Annotated in this window: 17 protein-coding genes; 1 reads left to right on the plus strand and 16 read right to left on the minus strand. The window is 66.8% G+C overall.

Features of this window, described 5'->3' with window-relative positions:
• Nucleotides 1–38 precede the first annotated feature (38 nt).
• Together FE263_RS12535 and FE263_RS12540 are read right to left on the minus strand one after the other, a co-directional pair.
• On the minus strand, nt 39–2000 hold the full coding sequence (locus tag FE263_RS12535; RefSeq protein WP_138326369.1) for a cache domain-containing protein: 1962 nt from the start codon (nt 1998–2000) through the stop codon (nt 39–41).
• Between the two features lie 224 nt (nt 2001–2224).
• On the minus strand, nt 2225–2998 hold the full coding sequence (locus tag FE263_RS12540) for a molybdopterin-dependent oxidoreductase (protein WP_138326370.1): 774 nt from the start codon (nt 2996–2998) through the stop codon (nt 2225–2227).
• Nucleotides 2999–3040: 42 nt separating this feature from the next.
• Here FE263_RS12540 and FE263_RS12545 point away from each other — a divergent pair, with 42 nt between their 5' ends.
• Complete coding sequence (locus FE263_RS12545; RefSeq protein WP_138326371.1) at nt 3041–3400, plus strand: hypothetical protein; 360 nt, start codon at nt 3041–3043, stop codon at nt 3398–3400.
• An 8-nt stretch (nt 3401–3408) separates the two neighbouring features.
• Here FE263_RS12545 and FE263_RS12550 read toward each other — a convergent pair whose 3' ends face one another.
• From FE263_RS12550 to FE263_RS12615, 14 genes are all read right to left on the minus strand, one after another.
• On the minus strand, nt 3409–4152 hold the full coding sequence (locus FE263_RS12550) for a glycosyltransferase family 2 protein (protein WP_138326372.1): 744 nt from the start codon (nt 4150–4152) through the stop codon (nt 3409–3411).
• Nucleotides 4153–4157: 5 nt separating this feature from the next.
• Complete coding sequence (locus FE263_RS12555; protein ID WP_138326373.1) at nt 4158–5228, minus strand: radical SAM protein; 1071 nt, start codon at nt 5226–5228, stop codon at nt 4158–4160.
• Entirely contained in the window at nt 5225–6562 is a 1338-nt protein-coding gene (locus FE263_RS12560) for a glycosyltransferase family 87 protein (RefSeq protein ID WP_205880363.1), read from the minus strand. The genes FE263_RS12555 and FE263_RS12560 overlap by 4 nt, the downstream gene beginning before the upstream one ends.
• 35 nt (nt 6563–6597) lie before the next feature.
• Entirely contained in the window at nt 6598–7296 is a 699-nt protein-coding gene (locus FE263_RS12565; RefSeq protein ID WP_138326375.1) for a TIGR04282 family arsenosugar biosynthesis glycosyltransferase, read from the minus strand.
• A gap of 123 nt (nt 7297–7419) precedes the next feature.
• Nucleotides 7420–7923 (minus strand): YaiI/YqxD family protein, encoded by a 504-nt coding sequence (locus FE263_RS12570; protein WP_138326376.1) that lies wholly within the window; start codon nt 7921–7923, stop codon nt 7420–7422.
• 6 nt (nt 7924–7929) lie between these two features.
• Nucleotides 7930–8463 carry a gluconokinase gene (locus FE263_RS12575; RefSeq protein ID WP_138326377.1) on the minus strand — a complete coding sequence of 178 codons (534 nt, stop codon included), beginning with the start codon at nt 8461–8463 and terminating at the stop codon, nt 7930–7932.
• A complete protein-coding gene (gene rpiA, locus FE263_RS12580) occupies nt 8460–9152 on the minus strand; it encodes a ribose-5-phosphate isomerase RpiA (RefSeq protein ID WP_240759504.1) in 693 nt (230 codons plus the stop codon). Before rpiA ends, FE263_RS12575 begins: the two co-directional genes overlap by 4 nt.
• Complete coding sequence (pgl, locus tag FE263_RS12585; protein ID WP_138326379.1) at nt 9145–9888, minus strand: 6-phosphogluconolactonase; 744 nt, start codon at nt 9886–9888, stop codon at nt 9145–9147. The genes rpiA and pgl overlap by 8 nt, the downstream gene beginning before the upstream one ends.
• On the minus strand, nt 9888–10721 hold the full coding sequence (locus FE263_RS12590) for a Cof-type HAD-IIB family hydrolase (RefSeq protein ID WP_138326380.1): 834 nt from the start codon (nt 10719–10721) through the stop codon (nt 9888–9890). The genes pgl and FE263_RS12590 overlap by 1 nt, the downstream gene beginning before the upstream one ends.
• Nucleotides 10718–11602, minus strand: a complete 885-nt coding sequence (locus FE263_RS12595) for a Cof-type HAD-IIB family hydrolase (protein ID WP_240759507.1) — start codon at nt 11600–11602, stop codon at nt 10718–10720. Before FE263_RS12595 ends, FE263_RS12590 begins: the two co-directional genes overlap by 4 nt.
• Nucleotides 11599–13134, minus strand: a complete 1536-nt coding sequence (gene zwf / locus FE263_RS12600) for a glucose-6-phosphate dehydrogenase (protein ID WP_138326381.1) — start codon at nt 13132–13134, stop codon at nt 11599–11601. The genes FE263_RS12595 and zwf overlap by 4 nt, the downstream gene beginning before the upstream one ends.
• 8 nt (nt 13135–13142) lie before the next feature.
• Nucleotides 13143–14174 (minus strand): phosphogluconate dehydrogenase (NAD(+)-dependent, decarboxylating), encoded by a 1032-nt coding sequence (gene gnd, locus FE263_RS12605; RefSeq protein WP_138326382.1) that lies wholly within the window; start codon nt 14172–14174, stop codon nt 13143–13145.
• Nucleotides 14175–14248: 74 nt separating this feature from the next.
• A complete protein-coding gene (locus FE263_RS12610; RefSeq protein WP_138326383.1) occupies nt 14249–17125 on the minus strand; it encodes a bifunctional transaldolase/phosoglucose isomerase in 2877 nt (958 codons plus the stop codon).
• Nucleotides 17122–18189 carry a transketolase-like TK C-terminal-containing protein gene (locus FE263_RS12615; protein ID WP_138326384.1) on the minus strand — a complete coding sequence of 356 codons (1068 nt, stop codon included), beginning with the start codon at nt 18187–18189 and terminating at the stop codon, nt 17122–17124. Before FE263_RS12615 ends, FE263_RS12610 begins: the two co-directional genes overlap by 4 nt.
• Between the last annotated feature and the right edge of the window lie 154 nt (nt 18190–18343).

Raw genomic sequence — 18343 nt, forward strand, 5'->3', positions numbered from 1 at the left:
GTGCAGTCCGGGCCGGAGCGTGCGGCTGCCGCGATGGCTCAGGCGGCGGCGGGGACCGATCGGTGGACGTTCTGGTCCAGTGCGCGTTGCAGCTGTCCCCTTGTGGATCCATCGAGCACGAAGCGTACACGCAACTGATCGGCAGCCTGCCCGACGATTTCGGCAGCAACGGACCCTGACAGCAACCCTGGCAGGGCCAGAGCCAGTCTTCCTCGCGGCCGCAAATGAGCTGGAATACAGAGCAAGGCGCCGCTGGCGGAGATGTCGAGCAGTTCGACCTCCGTCGCCCCATCCGGCAGGCCGTCCCCCGTCAGACGGGCCGCTTGTTGCATCGGCAACCGCGTGTCCCCGCGGCGGTTCAATTCGGGGGCAGAGGCACGTATCGCCCGCACCAGGTCGTTGCGCAGCGTCGAGACGGCGTGGCGGGTCTTGCCGGCCTGATCCAGGACGTCGGCAGCCCGCGTCTTGGAGAGGATCGTCTCCCTCGAGACGATCGAGAGCCGGTCCGACATGGTACGCGTGCCCTCGGCGGTCGCGGTGACCGCCCGGGCGATGTCGATGGCCGCCGACGACTGCCGCTCGATCGCATCGAGGATGGCAGCGGCGATACGGTCCACGTCGGCAACAATCGTGGAAATGCCGCCGACCTGCCTGACCGCGTCGTTCATCGCGACGTGGATCATCCTGACCTGACCGTTGATCTCGTCGGTTGCTTTCGCCGTCTGCGACGCCAGCGACTTGACCTCCGAGGCCACTACGGCGAAGCCGCGCCCGGCTTCACCGGCACGTGCCGCCTCGATGGTTGCGTTCAGCGCCAGAAGGTTGGTCCTGCTGGCAATGTCGGCCACCAGCCGGGTGATGTCGCTGATCCGCGCCACCGTCTGCGACAGCGCCTGTATGGCGCTGCTGCTCGCCTGGCTCTCGCTGACTGCGTGTCGCGTCGCGGCGCTGGCGGAGCCTACCTGAGCGGCGATCGCGCCCATGGTGGTCGAAAGCTCCTGGACCGTGTCGGCGATGACCAGGCTCTGGTCCAGCATCTGCCTGGCCTCGTTCGAGACCTCCTCGCTGTCGCGTCCAACCGCCGCTGCGGATCGAACCATGTCGTCCGCGGCCGTGCTCACGCGCTCCATGCCCGCGGCCACTTGGTCCACCGCCGATGCCGCCTCGTCCTCGATCTCTCTGGCCAATCGCCGCATCCCTTCGATACGCGAGACCTCCGACGCAGCGCGCTCCTCTTCCGCGACCAGCTGCAGTCCCAGGGAAGCAGCGGCCCCATCCCGGAGGGCCACCAGCGCTCGTCCGAGATCGCCGAGCTGGTCCCGGCGCCCGGTCCCCGGGACCACCGTGGCGAGATTTCCCTCGGCCAGCGAACGTGTCGTCGCAGCCAGGCGCAGCAGCGGCCTGAGGGCAAGCCGCAGCGCCAGCCAGTTTGCCAGGGCGGCGAGGATGGAGAGCAGGACCGTCCCGGCGATCGCGGTCCTGACGAGCCGGGTGATCGGCGCATAGAGCTCGATCAGGGGCATTCCGACAAATAGGATGCCGATGATGTGGCCACTGCCGTCGCGCAGCGGTTCATAGATCGCGAGATGCGCACGGCCGAGGATCATGGCAATCCCCTGGTAGGTTTCGCCGCGCAGGAAGATGGCGTCATGCACCGGACCGGGAGCAAGCCGGGTGCCCAGTGCTCTCCTTCCGTCCGGCTTGATGATGTTGGTCGCGATCCGCACGTCACCTGCGAACAAGGTCGCGGTGCCGCCCCCGGTATGCCGCAACGCGTCGACGATATCCTCACGGTCGTTCAGGACATGGCCGCCGAGCGAAAGCCGGCCGTCATGCAGCGTCCACTTTTCGCCGAGCGGGCTCAGCAGCTCCTTGAGCAGGACCACGTTGGTACCGAGCTGGCGATGCGCCGCATCCGTCAGCGCCAGCCGCGATGCCCGCAGCGTCCAGGCCTCTACGGCGGTCACGGCAAAGACCATGATCAGCAGCGACGCGAGCACGAGTTGCGGTGCAAGACCGAAACGGAAAAGACATCTACGCAAGAGCGATAGCAGGATGGGCACTGCGGAACCTCGTAGCGGTCGCAGCACATATTGGGCATCAGACCTTACCGAATGCTTAATCGAGCTTAGGAAGGTCTTGCGGCAACGCAGTGACGCTCAGCCGTTGGCAGGCCGCGGGAAATCGCCCGTCATATCTTCCCCCGTCGATCTCGGCGGGAACCCTACAGCCCGGCGAACCAGGGGAAACCCTGATTTTCCCAATAGCCTCCGGGATAGATGTTGGTGACCTCGATGGCGGTGATCCATTTCGGGTTCTTGTAGCCCAGCTTCGTGGACATTCGAAGGCGCAGCGGGAAGCCGAATGGGTCGGTGATGGTCGAGCCGGCATAATCCATCGCAAGGATGGTCTGCGGATGCAGGGCGGTCGCCATGTCGATGCTGCTGGGATAATCGTCGGCGGTCTTGAACGCGACATACCGCGCCTTGCGGTCGGCGCCGATCAGTTCGAGGAAGCTGGACAACCGGACCCCCGACCAGTCGCCGATATAGTCCCAGCCCTCGATGCAGATATGCTTGATGATCATTTCCGTCCGCGGCAGGGCGGCGAGTTCCGCGAGCGTCCAGGACTTGCGCTCGGTGACGAGGCCGGACACTTCCAGCGTCCACCGGGACGCATCGACCGGCTTGACCTTGTCGACGTCGTAATAGGCATTGAATTTCGGCGGCACCAGGACCTGGCTGGGGGAATAGGTCGGCGCCAGCCGTGTGGGATCGAACAACCAGGCCTGCACGCCGTCGTTCAGGCGCGAGATGGACAGCAAGGCGTCCTGCACCGAGTCCGGGCGCTTGACGTCGCAGCCGGTGAGGAGGGATAGCGCCCCGAGCGAGAGGCCGCCGCGCAGCAGCTTGCGTCGCTTGAGGTCGCGAAGCAGCGGCTTTTGGTCGCCGAGGATGGCCGGATCGGGAAGTGAAGCCGGCCGGAACGGCGACCTCATGCGCAGAGCCGGACGCCCGGCGGAATGCCACCCCCGAAAGGCATGAGCCTGCGACAGTCGGCGGCGATGCGGTTCCCGCAGCCGGTGCGGGTCGGCACGCTGATCGGTCGCGATGTGCGCCGACCGGTGGCGAGCCAGCAGCCACTCGGCACGGTGCGCGACGTGGTGCGCGGTGCGGATGGCGGGATCGAGATGGTGATCCGCTACGGGAGCTGGCTGGGGATAGGCGGCCGGCTGATCGCCGTGCCGGTCGATGCGATGGTGCTGCTGGGAGACGTGGTCGAACCGGTCGCCTATTCGGTGAAGCAGCTCGACGCGCTGCCGGATTTCGAAGCGGCATCCGCTCAGCCGCTGCCACGCGAGGCGGTGATCGAAGTCGGGCTGGCGAAGCCTTCGCACTGAGTGCCCGCTCATCGCACGGCGGCCCGCCCGGGGCGGCGGTCGGCCAGCACCGCGCGGCCGGCACGCGACAGCACGGCGGCCAGGCGCAGGCTGGTGCGCAGGGTGCCGCGCCAGTTTCCGGCCACCTTGGAGGCGCCGGCAAGCCGGCAACGATAGGGAAGCTCGATCTCGCGGATGCGCAGTCCGGCATGGGCAGCCCGGAGCTGCATTTCCAGGTTCCAGCCATAGGTCATCTCGGTCATGCCAAGGCGATCCAGGACCTCGATGCGGATGGCGCGGAAGGCCGACATGTCGCGATACCGCGTGCCGGTCAGCAGGCGGCAGACCAGGCCGATCGACCAGCCGGCAAATACCTGGTGGCGGCCCATGCTGCCGGCCTCGCGTCCCGGCGCGGACCTCCAGGCAAGCACGAAGTCGGCCTCGTCGCGCAGGACCGGCCCGACGATGGCAGCCGCGCGCTCGACTTCGTCGCTGCCGTCGCCATCGAGAAACAGCACGATGCTCGCCCCGAGACGCCTGGCCTCGTCGACGCCGCTGGCACAGGCACGGCCGTAGCCGCGGCGGTTCTCGAGAATCACGATGCCGCCCGCATCGCGGGCCTCCGCCACGGTGCCGTCGCGGCTGCCGCCATCGACGACGATGGCATAGGCCGCCACCGCGCGGGGCAACCGCCGCAACGTGGGACCGATGGCGCCCTGTTCCTCGAAAACCGGGATGATCGCGGCGACCTGAGCGGGATCCGGTACCGCCATGCCGCTCAGAGGCTCCAGCGCAGGCCACAGCCCTGGCAGGGCTTGGGCGGCTCGTCGCTGAGCAGCTGCGCGCGGAAGTCCCGATAGGCCGGCCCGTCCCAGATGTCGCGGATGTCCTGCTGGGTCGCGTCGCCGAGCGTGTAGGTGGAGTAGTCGCGGGCCGAGAACGGGGCGATGCAGCAAGGCAGCGCGCGACCGTGCGCGGTGAAATACATCAGCGACCAGGGCCTGCGGCACAACGACCAGGGCTGTTCGTCGTCGGCCTGTCTGAGGCTGAGGCCGGGCTCGGTGGCACCGGAGGCATCGAGCGTGACGCCGAGCGCGAGGCCGAGCGCCGTCGCCTCGGCGAGCGTGGCCTGCTCCTCGGCCTGGGTCTGCTCGAACAGCGAGCTTTCGGCCCGGGCCATGCCGAAGCCGTCTTCGTCGAACACCAGGCGCTGGAGATGCACCTCCCGCACGCCCATCTCGGCAGCCAGGCGGACGAAATCCGGAAGCTGCTGGACGGTCTCCTTCATGCCGGTGAGCCAGAGCGAGACACGCGGCGTGGTGGCGCCGGTATCACGTTGATACTGCGTCAGCCTGCCGACGTCGCGCACGATGCGATCGAAGAAATCCTTGCCGCGCACCAGGGCGTAGGTCTTGCGGTCGGCGGCATCGAGCGAGACCCGCAGTTCATCGAGGCCGGTGGCGACGAGTTCCTCGAACTTCCTTGGGTTGAGCAGGGTGCCGTTGGTGTTGAACAGCACATAGACACCGCGATCCTTCAGATACCGCACCATGCGCGGCAACTCGCGCACCAGCATCGGCTCGCCAACCCCATGCAGCACGCAGCGCTGCAGGCTGGGGATCTGATCGACGATGCGCGTGAACAACTCCCAGCTCATGTCCGCCGGCGGCTCAAGCGCCTCGAAGGTGCGTGGACAGGTCTCGCAGAGCAGGTTGCAGCGGTTGGTGACTTCCAGATACAGGCAGACGGGCGGCTTCTCGGCCGCTACCGAACGGGACCGATCGATCTGCTCGAAATAGCGGCGCGGATCGGGGCCCGGGGAAACCTCTGCGGAAATGTCGATGCTCATGCGGGAATATTTCCTGCTCTGGGGGGCATGTTTCCGAACGGCAGGATGCCGGCGCGGATATCGAAGACCGCAAGCAGGATCGCCGGCGCATAGACGATCGACGGCCACAGGAAGAATTCGTGCCAGGGATCGAGGTAGAGCACGAGTGGCGCCACGGAGAGCCAGAGTACTGAGAGAGCCGGGGCAAGCACCGCGAACAACCCGAGCCACGGAAAATACCACGGATAGTGCGGACTGAGAACGATGAAGGCGGCGGCGGCGAGGCTGCCGGCCCGCGCACCGACCGAGATTGCATCGCCGGCGCGGGTGGCGGCACCAGGGCGCAGTCCGGTCGCAAGAGCCAGGATGCCGAGCCCTGCCGCGGCGATCAGCAGGTAGAGCGGGACGGTGACGGCCGGGAGTGCCCACAGTCGCGCCAGGCCTGCGAGCAGCCAGAGGCCGCTGCCGTCACGTACCCCCTCCTCGCCGCCATAGGCGCCGAGAAAGCCGACGACGTGCCTCCAGCCGACATCGAGGAACGGGACGTAGAGCAGGAGCATCGTCGCGGACAGTGCGATCGCAAAGCGCCAGCGCCCGCGCCAGAAGGCCGGGACGATGGCCGCCGGAATGAACTTGACCAGCACCGCGATGCCGAGCGCCGCGCCGCTCCAGCCGTCCAAGCCACGAAGACGCAGCATGACGGCAATCCCGATGCAGCCGATGGCAGCCGCATCGACATGACCGTTGCCCGCGAAGGTCCAGGCGGCCAGCGGGTTCCAGACGTAGAGCAGCACCCGTGCAGTCGGTAGTCCGGCGTGGCGCAGGGCGGCGACAAGGCAGGCGACGGCGAGGATTTCCATCAGCACCGACGCGCATTTCAACGCCAGCGGCGTCTCGCTGATGCGTGTCGCGCCACGGAACAGCAGTTGCGCGGCCGGGGGATAGATGGTCGGCGCGTAGTCGCGGCGGTTGATGTGCGGATAGATCGTCCGGTCGCGCAGCCCGGCGAGTGCGGGGTCGGCGGGAATGAAGCGATACGGATTGATGCCGGCACGCTGGACGCGGCCGTCCCAGATGTAGCGATAGAGGTCGCTGGACAGGAACGGTGGCGCCAGTAGCGGGCCGGCGCGCATCAGGGCGGCGATGGCGAGAATGATGAGCAATGTCCGGCCTTCCGCACCGGCGACAGGAACACGTCGCAGCACGAGCCCGCAGGCGAGCAGGAAGACCACCGCGGCGGCTGCAAGAAGGGCCACGAAGCCGTTCACCAGCGCGACTGAACCGACGCTGTCGGCACCGGGACGGTGCAATCCCAGGCAGGCCAGGATCAGGACGACGATGAGGAGCCCGAGCACGGACAGAAGAACCTCATCCCGGCGCGAAAATGTGGTCATTGCCGCCCGCCGAGGCCGAGGCGATGCAGGCAGGCGCGGGTCGCGGGGGACGCGAAGCCCGCATGGTCCGGATCGGCAAGATCGGCGCCGAGGCGGAGAAGCGCTTCGTTGTCATCGACATCGTACCATGGGGGAAGCTCGACGAGGTCGAGACCGACGGATGCGGCGCGGGCGCGGGTGGCGTCGGCGACCTCCGGCGTGCTCCAGGCGATGTCGCGGAACAGGGCGGCATGCGGGCGCTTGAGGCCGAGGATGTAGTAGCCGCCATCCTCCGCCGGCCCGAGCACGGCGCGATCGCCGGGCTGCGCCAGCAGTGCAGCGGTCCGGACCAGGAACTCGGTCGGCAGCGTCGGTCCATCCGAGTTCAGCACGCATGCGGCGCCGTGCCCGGCGGCGAGAAGGTCGCGTATCGCGCCGAACAGCGAGCGGCCGAAGCCCGACACACCGGCGGGCATCGTGCCGCAGCCATCGGCAAGCAGGAAGCCGGTGCCCGAGGCGACGTAGGCGGACAGTTCCGTTTCCTCGCCCGCCGGGGCGTAGGCGACATAGCCCTGGATCGGCGCGGTTCGGGCCGCCAACGCGATATTGTCCGTCGTGTCGCGGATGAAGCAGCCGCTCAACTCCGCTGCGGCCTCCGCGCCGATTACCGCGCCGAGACGGGTTTTCGAACGGCCGGCGCGCGGAACCTTGCCCATGACGGCAATGGCGCAATCGGGTCGATTGGTATTCGTCGATGTGCTGCGCAGGGTCTTGGCCCGCCTTGTTGCTGCACCGTCTTTCGGCAGACGCACGCCGGAAGTTACAGAGGTTCAGTCGTCCTAGTGCCTCGGTGCGGCGAGACTGACACTTGGGCGAGGCCCGCGACGGGCCCGGTTGACCGCGACATCGAGCGCCGAGAGGAACGCCGAGCGATCCTTCGCGGAGAATGGCCGTGGTCCGTCGGTAACCTGCCCAGCCGATCGCAGGTCGTCCATCAGGTTGCGTGTCGCGAGCGCCATGCCGATGGCGGTCTCGTCGAACAGCCGGCCGGTCGGCGCCAGCACCGCGGCATTCGCCTTCACGCAGCGCGCCGCCAGCGGCACGTCGGACGTCACCACCACATCCCGCGCCCCGGCCCGCTCCGCGATCCAGTCGTCGGCGACATCAGGTCCGCTTTGAACCACCACACGCTCGAACAGCGGCGAGGCGGGCACGTTCATCATGCTGTTCGACACCACGAACACCTGGATCCCGTAGCGGGTGGCGACGCGATACACCTCGTCCTTCACCGGACAGGCATCGGCATCCACGAAGATGCGCGTGGCTGTGACGTCCGGTGGCAAATCCGGCTACTTGCCCTGGCTGTCGAGCCGCCGCAGCACGGCGAGCACGTCGGCGGCGGTCTCGTCGACGGTGCGCTCGACCGGCACGACCAGGGCGGGTTCGTCGGTAGTGGGCTCCTCCAGCGTGGCCAGTTGGCTCGGCAACAACGACGGCGGCATGTAGTGCCCGCGCCGCCTCTGCAGACGCTCGCGCAGTACCTCCGCCGACACCTTCAGATAGAGGAACTGCAGCCCCGGAACGCCCTCGCCCAAGCGGTCGCGATAGACCTTGCGGAGCGCCGAGCAGGTCAGCAACCCGCCGCTGCCGGCCTCGAGCCGCTCCCGGATCCAGTCGGCGCAGCGATCGAGCCACGGCCAGCGATCCTCGTCGGTCAGTGGGGTGCCCGCCGCCATCTTGGCGACGTTATCCTTGGGGTGCAGTTCGTCACCCTCCTGGAACGGCCAGCCGGTTTCGTCGCGCAGCCTGAGCGCGATGCTGCTCTTGCCGGACCCGGACACGCCCATCACGACAAGGACCCGGGGCTTGAAATGCTCGCTCATGCGCGCTCGTAGCGGGCAACGCCATCCGCGCCTGCTACCAGCACAAGGGAAGCGCGCTGGATGAACAGGCCGCTCTCGATCACGCCGACGATTTCGCCGATGCGCCGTTCGAGGCCAGCCGGATCGTCGATGACGCCGAAATTGCAATCGAGGATCATGTTGCCGCCATCCGTCACGAACAAGGTGCCGACCCGGTCATGGCGTGCTGAGACACGCGCGCCCAGGACCCCAAGCTGGCGCGCAGTCGACTCCCAGCCGAACGGCGTGACCTCGACCGGCACCGCGGTATGCTCGCCAAGGTGCCGTACCATCTTGCGCTCGTCGGCGATGATGACGAGCTTGCGGCTCGCTGCCGCTACGATCTTCTCCCGCAACAAGGCGCCGCCGAGACCCTTGATCAGGTTGAGCGACCCGCGCTCGATCTCGTCGGCGCCGTCGATGGTGAGGTCGATCGCGTCATGATGACCGAAATCCGACAACTCGATGCCGAGATCACGGGCCTGCTTGGCGCTACGTTCGGAGGTCGCGATGGCGGTGAAGCGCAGTCCTTCCTGGTGGCGCCTGGCAAGGGCTGCGATGACGAAGGCGGCGGTGCTGCCGGTGCCGAGGCCGACCACCATGCCACCCTCGACCAGCAGTGCTGCCTGCTCGCCGGCCTCGCGCTTCAGGTTGGCGGCCGGATCATCCACGAGCCGGATGTCCTGCCGCCGCTTCGTCCAGCACCCAGATCAGCTCGCCCTTGGTGGTGATGTGAGACGACGGCTGCGCCGGATCGCGCGCCCGTACCTTGGCAAGCACGTCCGCCTTGCCGGCGCCGGTGACCAGGAACAGCACATGGGCGCTGCTGTCGATCGCCGGATAGGTAAGGGTCAGGCGACGATGCGGCGCATCATGCGGCGTGCAGGTCGAAACCCAGGCGGTGCGTTCCTCCAGCACCGCGGTGCCGGGAAACAGCGACGCGGTGTGGCCGTTCTCACCGAGGCCGAGCAGCACGACGTCGAACAGCGGCCGCCCGGGTTGCAATGTGTCGCTGCCATAGACCGCCTGAAGATCGCGCTGGTATGTGCGCGCCGCTTCCGCCGGGTCGCCCGCGGTCGGCATCCGGTGCACCCGCTCGGACGGGATCGCCACCTTCGACAGCAGGGCGTGGTTCACCATGTTGTAGTTGCTGTCGTCGTTGTCGGGGGGCACCACCCGCTCGTCACCGAAGAACAGTTCCACTTTCGACCAGGGAAACTCGGTGGCGAACGGCGCCGCCGCCAGGACCTCGTAGAGCTTCTTCGGCGTGGAGCCGCCCGACAGCGCGATCACGTACGGGCCGCCGGTCTTTGCCTTCGCCTGCTCCAGCAGGAACTCCGCGACGCGACGCGCCACCGACTGCGCATCCGGCAGTACCCACTCCTGGCCTTCGGCCACGTCGGTCATCAGGCGGCTCCCTCTTCACCCAGCACGAAACGCTCGATGCCACGCGCGAAGCCTTCCTCCTCGGAGGAACTGCTGACATGCGTCGCCGCCTGCTTCACCTCGTCGCTGGCCTGGCCCATGGCGATCGACAGTCCGCTCTTGCGGAACATCAGCACGTCGTTCGGCTGATCTCCGAAGGTCGCGATCTCCGCCGCCGGAATACCGAGCATCGCAACCAGGCTTTCGACCACACCGCCCTTGTTGGCCCGCGGATGGGTCACGTCCAGATAGTATGGCTGCGATCGTGCCGCCGAAGCGCTGTCGCCAAGCGCTTCCTGGACGTCCTTCTCACACTTCTTCATCAATTCCAGGTCGTCGCTCACACCGACGATCTTTACGGCGCTGTCCAGGGCCTTGCCGAAGTCGCTGGCGACCTTGGGCGCGAACTTCACCGTCCACTGCTCGCGCGCGACATGCGGCCCCTCGGCATCCGGAACGATCCAGTCCTCGCCGGCATAGACCCACACATCGACCTTGTGCTCACGCAGGATTGCGATGGTGCGCTCGGTCACCTCACGTGACAAGGTCTTCGCCTCGATGATGGTCATGTCCGGCTTCACGAACAGTCCACCGTTGAAGCCCGCTACCGGCTCGGTGATGGCGAGTGGCTTGATCACCATCTCCATGCCCTTCGGCGGACGGCCGCTGGTGATTGCGAACCGGATACCGCGCTCCTTGAGGGTGTGCACGGCGCGAATCGCACGCTCGGTCAGCAGCTTTTCCTTGGTGACGAGCGTGCCGTCGACATCGGCCAGCACCAGTCCGATCTTGGGCGGCTGGGTCACTGCGCTCATGCTGCTCCTCCGGCTTGAACGGATGCGGGACCCCGTGGCAGCACGAAGCGCTGCATCGCGTGAGCCCAGCCATCCTCCTCATTGGTGTCGGTGACGAAATGTGCCGCCGCCGCGACCTCTTCGGTGGCATTCCCCATCGCGATCGAAACGCCCGCGATCTGCAGCATGGAGATATCGTTGCCCATGTCACCGATGCAGGCCATCTCGTCCGCGGGCACGCCGAGCAGGCCGGCCAGTCGCAGCGCCGCATTGCCCTTGTTGGCATCCGGATGGGTGACATCGAGATAGTAGGACTGCGAGCGGTGGGCGTTCACGCGCTCGCCGAGCAGCGACTGCACATGCCGCTCGACGCGCTCGAGCAGATGATAATCGGCACTCGATCCCATGATCTTGCCGATCCGGTGGTAATGGTTGGCGAAACTGTCCACAACCACCGGCTCCAGCCGCACCGCGCGATGCTCCTGCGCGACATAGGCGCCCTCGGGGCGGCGTATCAGCCAGCGTCCCTCCGCGAACAGCCAGCTATCGACGCCGTGTTCGTCCAGTGTCTCGACCACGATCTGGGCGACCTCCGGATCGAGCGCCATCGCCGCCACCAAGCTGCCATCGGGTGCCAGGATCTCGCCGCCGTTCAACCCGGCGCGCGGCGTGTCGATGGCAAGCGGTGCGAGGAACATGTCCATGCCGCGTGCCGGCCGGCTGCTGACCAGCGCCAGCCTGATGCCGGCCTCGCGCAACTGGCCGGCGGCGCGCAGGGCGGCGCGGGTCAGGTCCTTGGTGCGCGTCACCAGCGTTCCGTCGATATCCGACACCAGCAGCCTGATGCGGCTGGAGGGATCGGTCCGTCCCGGTTGCAGCGTCTTGTCGTCGAGCATGCTCATGCGGTCAGCCTCAACCAGTGTCGTCCGTCGCGCGCAAGCAGTTCATCGGCCTCGGTTGGTCCGGGCCGACCGGCCTCGTATTGGCAGACCTCGCCCTGGCTGGCCTGCCAGGCGTCGAGGATGGGCTGCACGACACGCCAGCCCATCTCGACGTTGTCGGCGCGCTGGAAGAGGGTGGCGTCGCCGATAAGACAATCATAGATCAAGGTCTCGTAGCCGGTGCTGGGACCTTCCTGGAACCAGTCCGCGTAGTCGAACTTCATCCGCACGCCGCCAAGCTTGACCACCGGGCCGGGCAGTTTCGCCGAGAACTGCATCGTGACGCCTTCGCTCGGCTGGATCTGCAGCACCATGATATTCGGCGTGAGTTTCTCGACCGGCGTATCACGGAACAAGGCATACGGCGCCTGCTTGAAATGCACCGCAATCTCGGTCTTGCGCAGCGTGAGACGCTTGCCTGTGCGCAGGTAGAACGGGACACCGGCCCAGCGCCAGTTGTCGATGCTGAGCTTCATCGCGACGAAGGTCTCGGTCTGGCTGTCCGGCGCAACGTCGGGCTCCTCCCGGTAGCCCGGTGTCGGACGACCGGCGATGGCGCCCGCGACATACTGGCCACGCACCGCGTCGCGATAGGTGGTCTCGTGGATCGCCGCCAGCACCTTGGACTTCTCGTCGCGCACCGCATCGGCGTCGAACGAAGCCGGCGCCTCCATCGCCACCATGGCGAGGAGCTGCATGATGTGGTTCGGCACCATGTCGCGCAGCGCCCCGGTGCCCTCGTAGAACCTGCCCCGCTTCTCGACACCGACCGTCTCGGCGGCGGTGATCTGCACGTGGTCGATATTCTGCCGGTTCCAGAGCGGCTCGAAGAAGCCGTTGGAGAAGCGCAGTGCCAGGATGTTCTGCACCGTCTCCTTCCCCAGATAGTGGTCGATCCGGTAGATCTGGCTTTCCTCGAGGCTCGCCAGCAGCTTGGCATTCAGCGCACGCGCCGAGCCGAGGTCGGAGCCGAACGGCTTCTCGACCACCACGCGCCGGAAGCTCTGCTCGGTCTCGTGGGTGAGGTTGGCGGCGTCCAGCTGCGACACGATCGTGCCGAAGAATCGCGCCGCCACGGCGAGATAGAACACGCAATTGCCGGTGCCGCATATCTCGGCCAGCCGCTGGTAGGTCGCCGGATCGTCGAAGCTGCCGCGCACGTAGGAGACGCGCTGGCAAAGCCAGTTCCACTCATCCTCCTGCAGCGTCACCGCGGTGGCGCGACGCTGCGCCACGAACTGCCGGATGGTGGCGCCGAGCTGCTCGCGCAGATGCTCAGTGTCCATCTCGGCCCAATCGACCGCGACGATGGAGAAATCCTGGTTGAGCAGGCCCGCACAGGTGAGGTTGTAGATCGCCGGCATCAGCAGGCGACGGGTAAGGTCGCCGCCGCCGCCGAAGATGATCATCGTACAGGGCGGAGCGGGCGTCGGCCGACCGGTATCGTCGTCCGACTGATCGCTCAGATTGACGGAGTTGGTCGGGACATCCATGCCAGTGCCTACTTGACCTCCGAGACTTCGCCGCCATGCTTCTTCTCGGTGTGGTGCTGCTCGACATGGCCGCCGAACTGGAACCGCATCGCGGACAGCAGCTTCTCGGCATAGTTGTTGTCGGTGCGGCTGCGGAAGCGGGTGAACAGCGAGGCCGTTAGCACCGGCGCCGGCACTGCCTCCTCGATGGCCGCCTCGATGGTCCAGCGTCCCTCGCCGGAGTCCGCGACCTGGCCGGTGTAGTCGGACAGGCTCTCGTTCTTGGCGAGCGCTGATGCACACAGGTCGAGCAGCCAGGACGAGACCACGCTGCCACGGCGCCAGACCTCGGCGATGTCAGCCATGTTGAGGTCGAACCGCTCGTCCTCCGGCAGGTCATGCGAGTTCTTGTTGCGCATGATGTCGAAGCCTTCCGCGTAGGCCTCCATCATCCCGTACTCGATGCCGTTGTGAACCATCTTCACGAAATGCCCGGAGCCGGCCGGGCCGCAATGCAGGTAGCCCTGCTCGGCGCGTGCGTCGAGCTTGCGGTCGCTGTCTCGCCCGGTGGTGCGCTCGACCGAGCCCAGTCCGGGTGCAAGTGCCGACAGGATCGGGTCGATGGTGTCGACCGCCTTCTTGGCACCGCCGATCATCATGCAGTAGCCGCGCTCAAGGCCCCAGACGCCGCCCGAGGTGCCGACATCGACGTAATGGATGCCCTTCTCGCGCAGCACCTTGGCCCGGCGGATGTCATCCTTGTAGAAGCTGTTGCCGCCGTCGATGATGATGTCGCCGCTAGAAAGCTGCTCGGCCAGCGTGTTGATCGTGTCCTCGGTGATCTTGCCGGCCGGCAGCATCACCCATACCACCCGCGGCGACGTCAGCTTGGCCACCATGTCGGTGAGGCCATGCGCCTCGGAGCTGCCTTCGGCGCGCTCATGCACCTTGGTGACGACGTTCGGATCATGGTCGTAGAGCACGACCTCGTGGCCATGCCGCGAGAGCCGCACCGAAATGTTGCCGCCCATGCGGCCAAGACCGATGACGCCGATCTGCATGAATGTCTCCGTCGCGATGATGACTTAGAGAATAACGGTGCGGCCCGGCATGGTGGCGCCGGGCCGCATTGGTGTCAGGCAGCAGCTTCGGAGGCGATCGCCTGGCCGAGGCGCTCGAGGCCGGCTGCAAGGTTGCCGTGGATGTGCACCCGCAGCGCCCTTCGGCCACGCTCGGCCAGCACGTCGAAATCGCCGCGCGCCTGCGCCGCCTTGACCACGCCGAACGAGTATTTCTCGCCCGGCACCGAGAGGTCGGCGACATCGTCGGCGGTGATCTGCAGGAACACGCCACTGGCCGGACCACCCTTGTAGGCCTGGCCGGTGGAGTGCAGGAACCGCGGACCGAATTCGGCAGCGGTCGCCACCTTCTTCGCATCCCGGATTGCCAGCCGCGCGGTCTGGATCCACTGCCGCGTCTCGGTGTCGCGCTGGATGTAGGCCAGCAGCGCCACGTAGTCGCCCGCCTTGACGCGGCCGAACTGCGACTTCAGCACCGCATTGAGCGAGCTGCCGTCCAGCGCCTTGGCGTTGGTCGGATCGGCGAAGAAGCTGAAATCGCCGTCGCGGCCGAACGGCGTCTCCTGGGGAAGCGAGCCGCTCTTGCTGTAGGCGTCGGTCAGCTTGCGCGTCTCGATCTTGCTGGCCTCCACGTCCGGCTGATCGAAGGCATTGATGCCGATGATCGCGCCGGCGACCGCGGTCGCGAACTCCCAGCGGAAGAATTCCTGCACGATCTGCACCGGGCTGCCGATGGTGATCGACACCACCGGATGACCGGCCTGCTGCAGCACTTCGATCGCCTTGTCCTGCGCCGCATCGGGGGCGTCCGACAGGCGAAGATAGGCAAACACCCGGTCGTGACCGTAATGCTCGGGCGGGGCCAGCGTCTCGCCATCGATCGGGATCAGGCCAAGACCGTTCTTGCCGGTGCTCTCCGCCATCAGCTGCTCGAGCCAGGCGCCGAGATCGTAGATCGCCGGCGAGGCGACGATGGTCACCTTGTCGCGGCCGTGCTTCGCGGCCACGCCCAGGACTGTACCGAGTTGAACACCCGGGTTCTGCAGCGGCGGCGTGCCCGAGCCGCAGGCGTAGGCCATGCGCTGCCCGCTCTCGAGGAACTCGTGCAGGTCGAGGCCCATGGCCGCCGCCGGCACCAGCCCGAAATTCGACAGCACAGAATAGCGGCCGCCGATCTGCTTCTGGCCGTGGAAGATCTTCCAGAAGCGATCCGACTTCGCGACCTCTTCCATGTGCGAGCCGGGGTCGGTCACCGCGACGAAATGACTGCCGACCTTGTCGTCTCCGACCGCCCTGCGCGCCGCCTCGAAGAAATACGCCTTCAGGATGTTCGGCTCGAGGGTGCCGCCCGACTTCGAGCTGACGATGAACAGAGTGCTGGCGAGATCGACCTTGTTCTCGAATGCCTTCACCTGCTGCGGATCGGTGCTGTCCAGCACATGCAGCGTCGGATAGCCGCCGCGCTTTCCGAAGGTCTCCGCCAGCACTTCCGGGCCGAGGCTCGAACCGCCCATGCCGAGCAGAAGGATATCGCTGAAGCCACGCTCCTTCACCTCGCGCTGGAAGCTGGTCAGCTCGTCGATATGGCTGATCCGCTCGTCGATGATGTCGAGCCAGATCAGCCAGTCGGCCTCGTCCTTGCCGGTCCAGACCGAGGCGTCGCGCTCCCAGATGCGGCGCACCGTGCCGTCCTTACGCCAGGCATCGAGGCTTGCCTTCACCGCCTCGTCGAGATCGGACGGCAGGCTGATCTTGGCGCTGTTCAGCCTAGCGCCGGCCAGTGCCACCTGCTTGGCTGCCACCGCTCCAAGCAACTGGTCGAAGCTGTCGGCGAAGGCGGAGACGCCGTCGGCAACCAGCTTCGACGTAACGCCCGGCAGGTCGAGCCCGAGCCGGTCGGCTTCCGCCAGCACATGCTTTGCGCCCTCGATATCCTCGGTCAGCGAATTGCGCGCCATGCCGTGGTCACGGAACGCATCCATCGTCGCCGGCGGCATGGTGTTGACGGTGTCGGCGCCTATCAGTTCCTCGACATACAACACGTCGCTGTACGCCTTGTCCTTGGTGCCGGTGCTGGCCCAGAGCAGTCGCTGCGGATTGGCCTTCGCCTTCAGCAGGGTCTGCCAGCGCTCGCTCCTGGAGACCTCGAGATAATGCTGGTAGGCCATCTTCGCATTCGCGATGGCGACCTTGCCGCGCACCGCCTTCAGGGCAGCGCTCTCCGGATCGTTCTTGGCAAGCCGGTCATCGATCTTCTTGTCGATCAGACCGTCGATACGGCTGACGAAGAACGAGGCGACGCTGGCGATATGGCTGATATCGAGCCCCTTGCCGTGGCGCTCCTCCAGACCCGAGATGTAAGCCTCGAGAACCTTCTTGTAGGCGTCGAGAGAGAACAGCAGCGTTACGTTGACATTGATGCCGTCGGCGATGGCCGCGCGCACCGCCGGCACACCCGGCTCGGTGCCCGGGATCTTGACCATCAGGTTCGGCCGGTCGACCGTCTTCCACAGGCGCTTTGCCTCGGCGATGGTCTCGTCGGTGCGCATGCCGAGATAGGGCGAGACCTCCAGGCTGACATAGCCGTCGAGGCCCTTGGTCTCGTCCCAGACCGGCTTCAGCACCCCGGTCGCCTCGCGTATGTCGTCGATCGCCATCGTCTCGTAGATGTCGCTCGCTGTCGCGTTGCCCTTACTGGCCAGCGCCTTGAACTGGTCGTCGTAGTCGGTGCCATGCCCCATCGCCTTCTCGAAGATGGCGGGGTTGGAGGTGACGCCCTTCAGGCGGTCCTTCTCGACCAGCCCGGCCAGGCTGCCGTTCTGCACGAACGATCGCTGGATGAAGTCGAGCCAGGGCGACTGCCCGAACTTCTCCAGGGTCTGCAGCGGATTGCCCGCTTCCTGGGCGCCCGGCGTCTTCTGTACTACGTTCATGGGAGCTCCTTGTGATTGGCTCTTGTTGTCGACCGGCCCTCGGGCCGCTTTGGATCTGTTCGCCTGCTTGCGCGCTGCCTCGAGGACCGTCCCGGGCGTAAATCCGGACTACTGCAGCCCGGGAAGCGGTGCCGACGGCCGAAGGTGCGCATGAGGATCAAGCTGCAGGTGGTGCCGGCATGGCGTTCCCAGACAGGCGCCGCCGCCTGCTCTATCACCACCCGTCCGGTCGCCTCCGGTCGAAGCCCGGCCTCACGATACGACTGCTCCTGCTGCTGGAACAACTCCCGGCACGGCAGCGGCACCACGCGGGCCTTGATATCCTCGCCACGCAGCGTCTCGATGGTCCCCATCGCCAGGCCGGGCTCGGTGCCGGTGGCGATCAGGATGACGTCCGGGGTGCCGTTGCCGTCTGCCAGGAGATAGCTGCTCCGGGCCGGACCGGAGACGGCCGCATGCCTGCCGCGGTCCATGGTCGGCATCGGCTGGCGGCTCAGGATCAGCGCGACGGGCTGCTCCTTCAGCGGCACGACGACCCGCCAGGCCCCGGCCACCTCATCGCCATCGCCATCGCGGATGGTCAGCAGGCCCAGCCGACCGGTGGTGGTCTCGACGATGGAGGTGGAGCGGTATCCGGGATGGCCCGGGGTCTCGCTGCCGGCCTGGCGAGGCTTATGCAGGTCATCCAGGGTCGGTGCCGGAGCGCCCTTCGCGGTCGGCTGGCCGTCCTGGCCCTCGTCACGGATCTCCTCCAAGCCGCACAGGGAGATCAGCGAGTTGAGCAGCATCGATGCGTGCCCGGCCGGGAGCACGGAGCGGTCGCGACCCGGCCAGCGCGGCTCGGCGGGATCGTAGGAGAGCACGTTCTGCCAGGGCGTTTGGGCAACCGGCGCAAGGCTCATCGGGGTGCAGGAATGGCCGGACCTCGCATCCTGCACGGCATCCATGGACAAGGTGCGGGTCGTATCGATACCGAGTTCTTCGATCCCGCCGGCGCCGGGAAATTCGGCATCGGTTGCGGCGAGGGATCGGGGACGCCCGGGAGGATCCGTCACTGTCCGCATGAAATGCTCTGTTCTCCCTGATCGATCACGCCAGCCGCGTCTGCCTGATGCCTGCGTGGACCAGGATGGATCCCCCGCCTGAGGGTAGCAAGTCATTGCGGGGCACCCGCCCTGGTTCGCCAGGGTGATGCTGGCACGGAAACGCATCGGCCAG

The organism is Lichenicoccus roseus, from assembly GCF_005844085.1.
Classification (GTDB): domain Bacteria; phylum Pseudomonadota; class Alphaproteobacteria; order Acetobacterales; family Acetobacteraceae; genus Lichenicoccus; species Lichenicoccus roseus.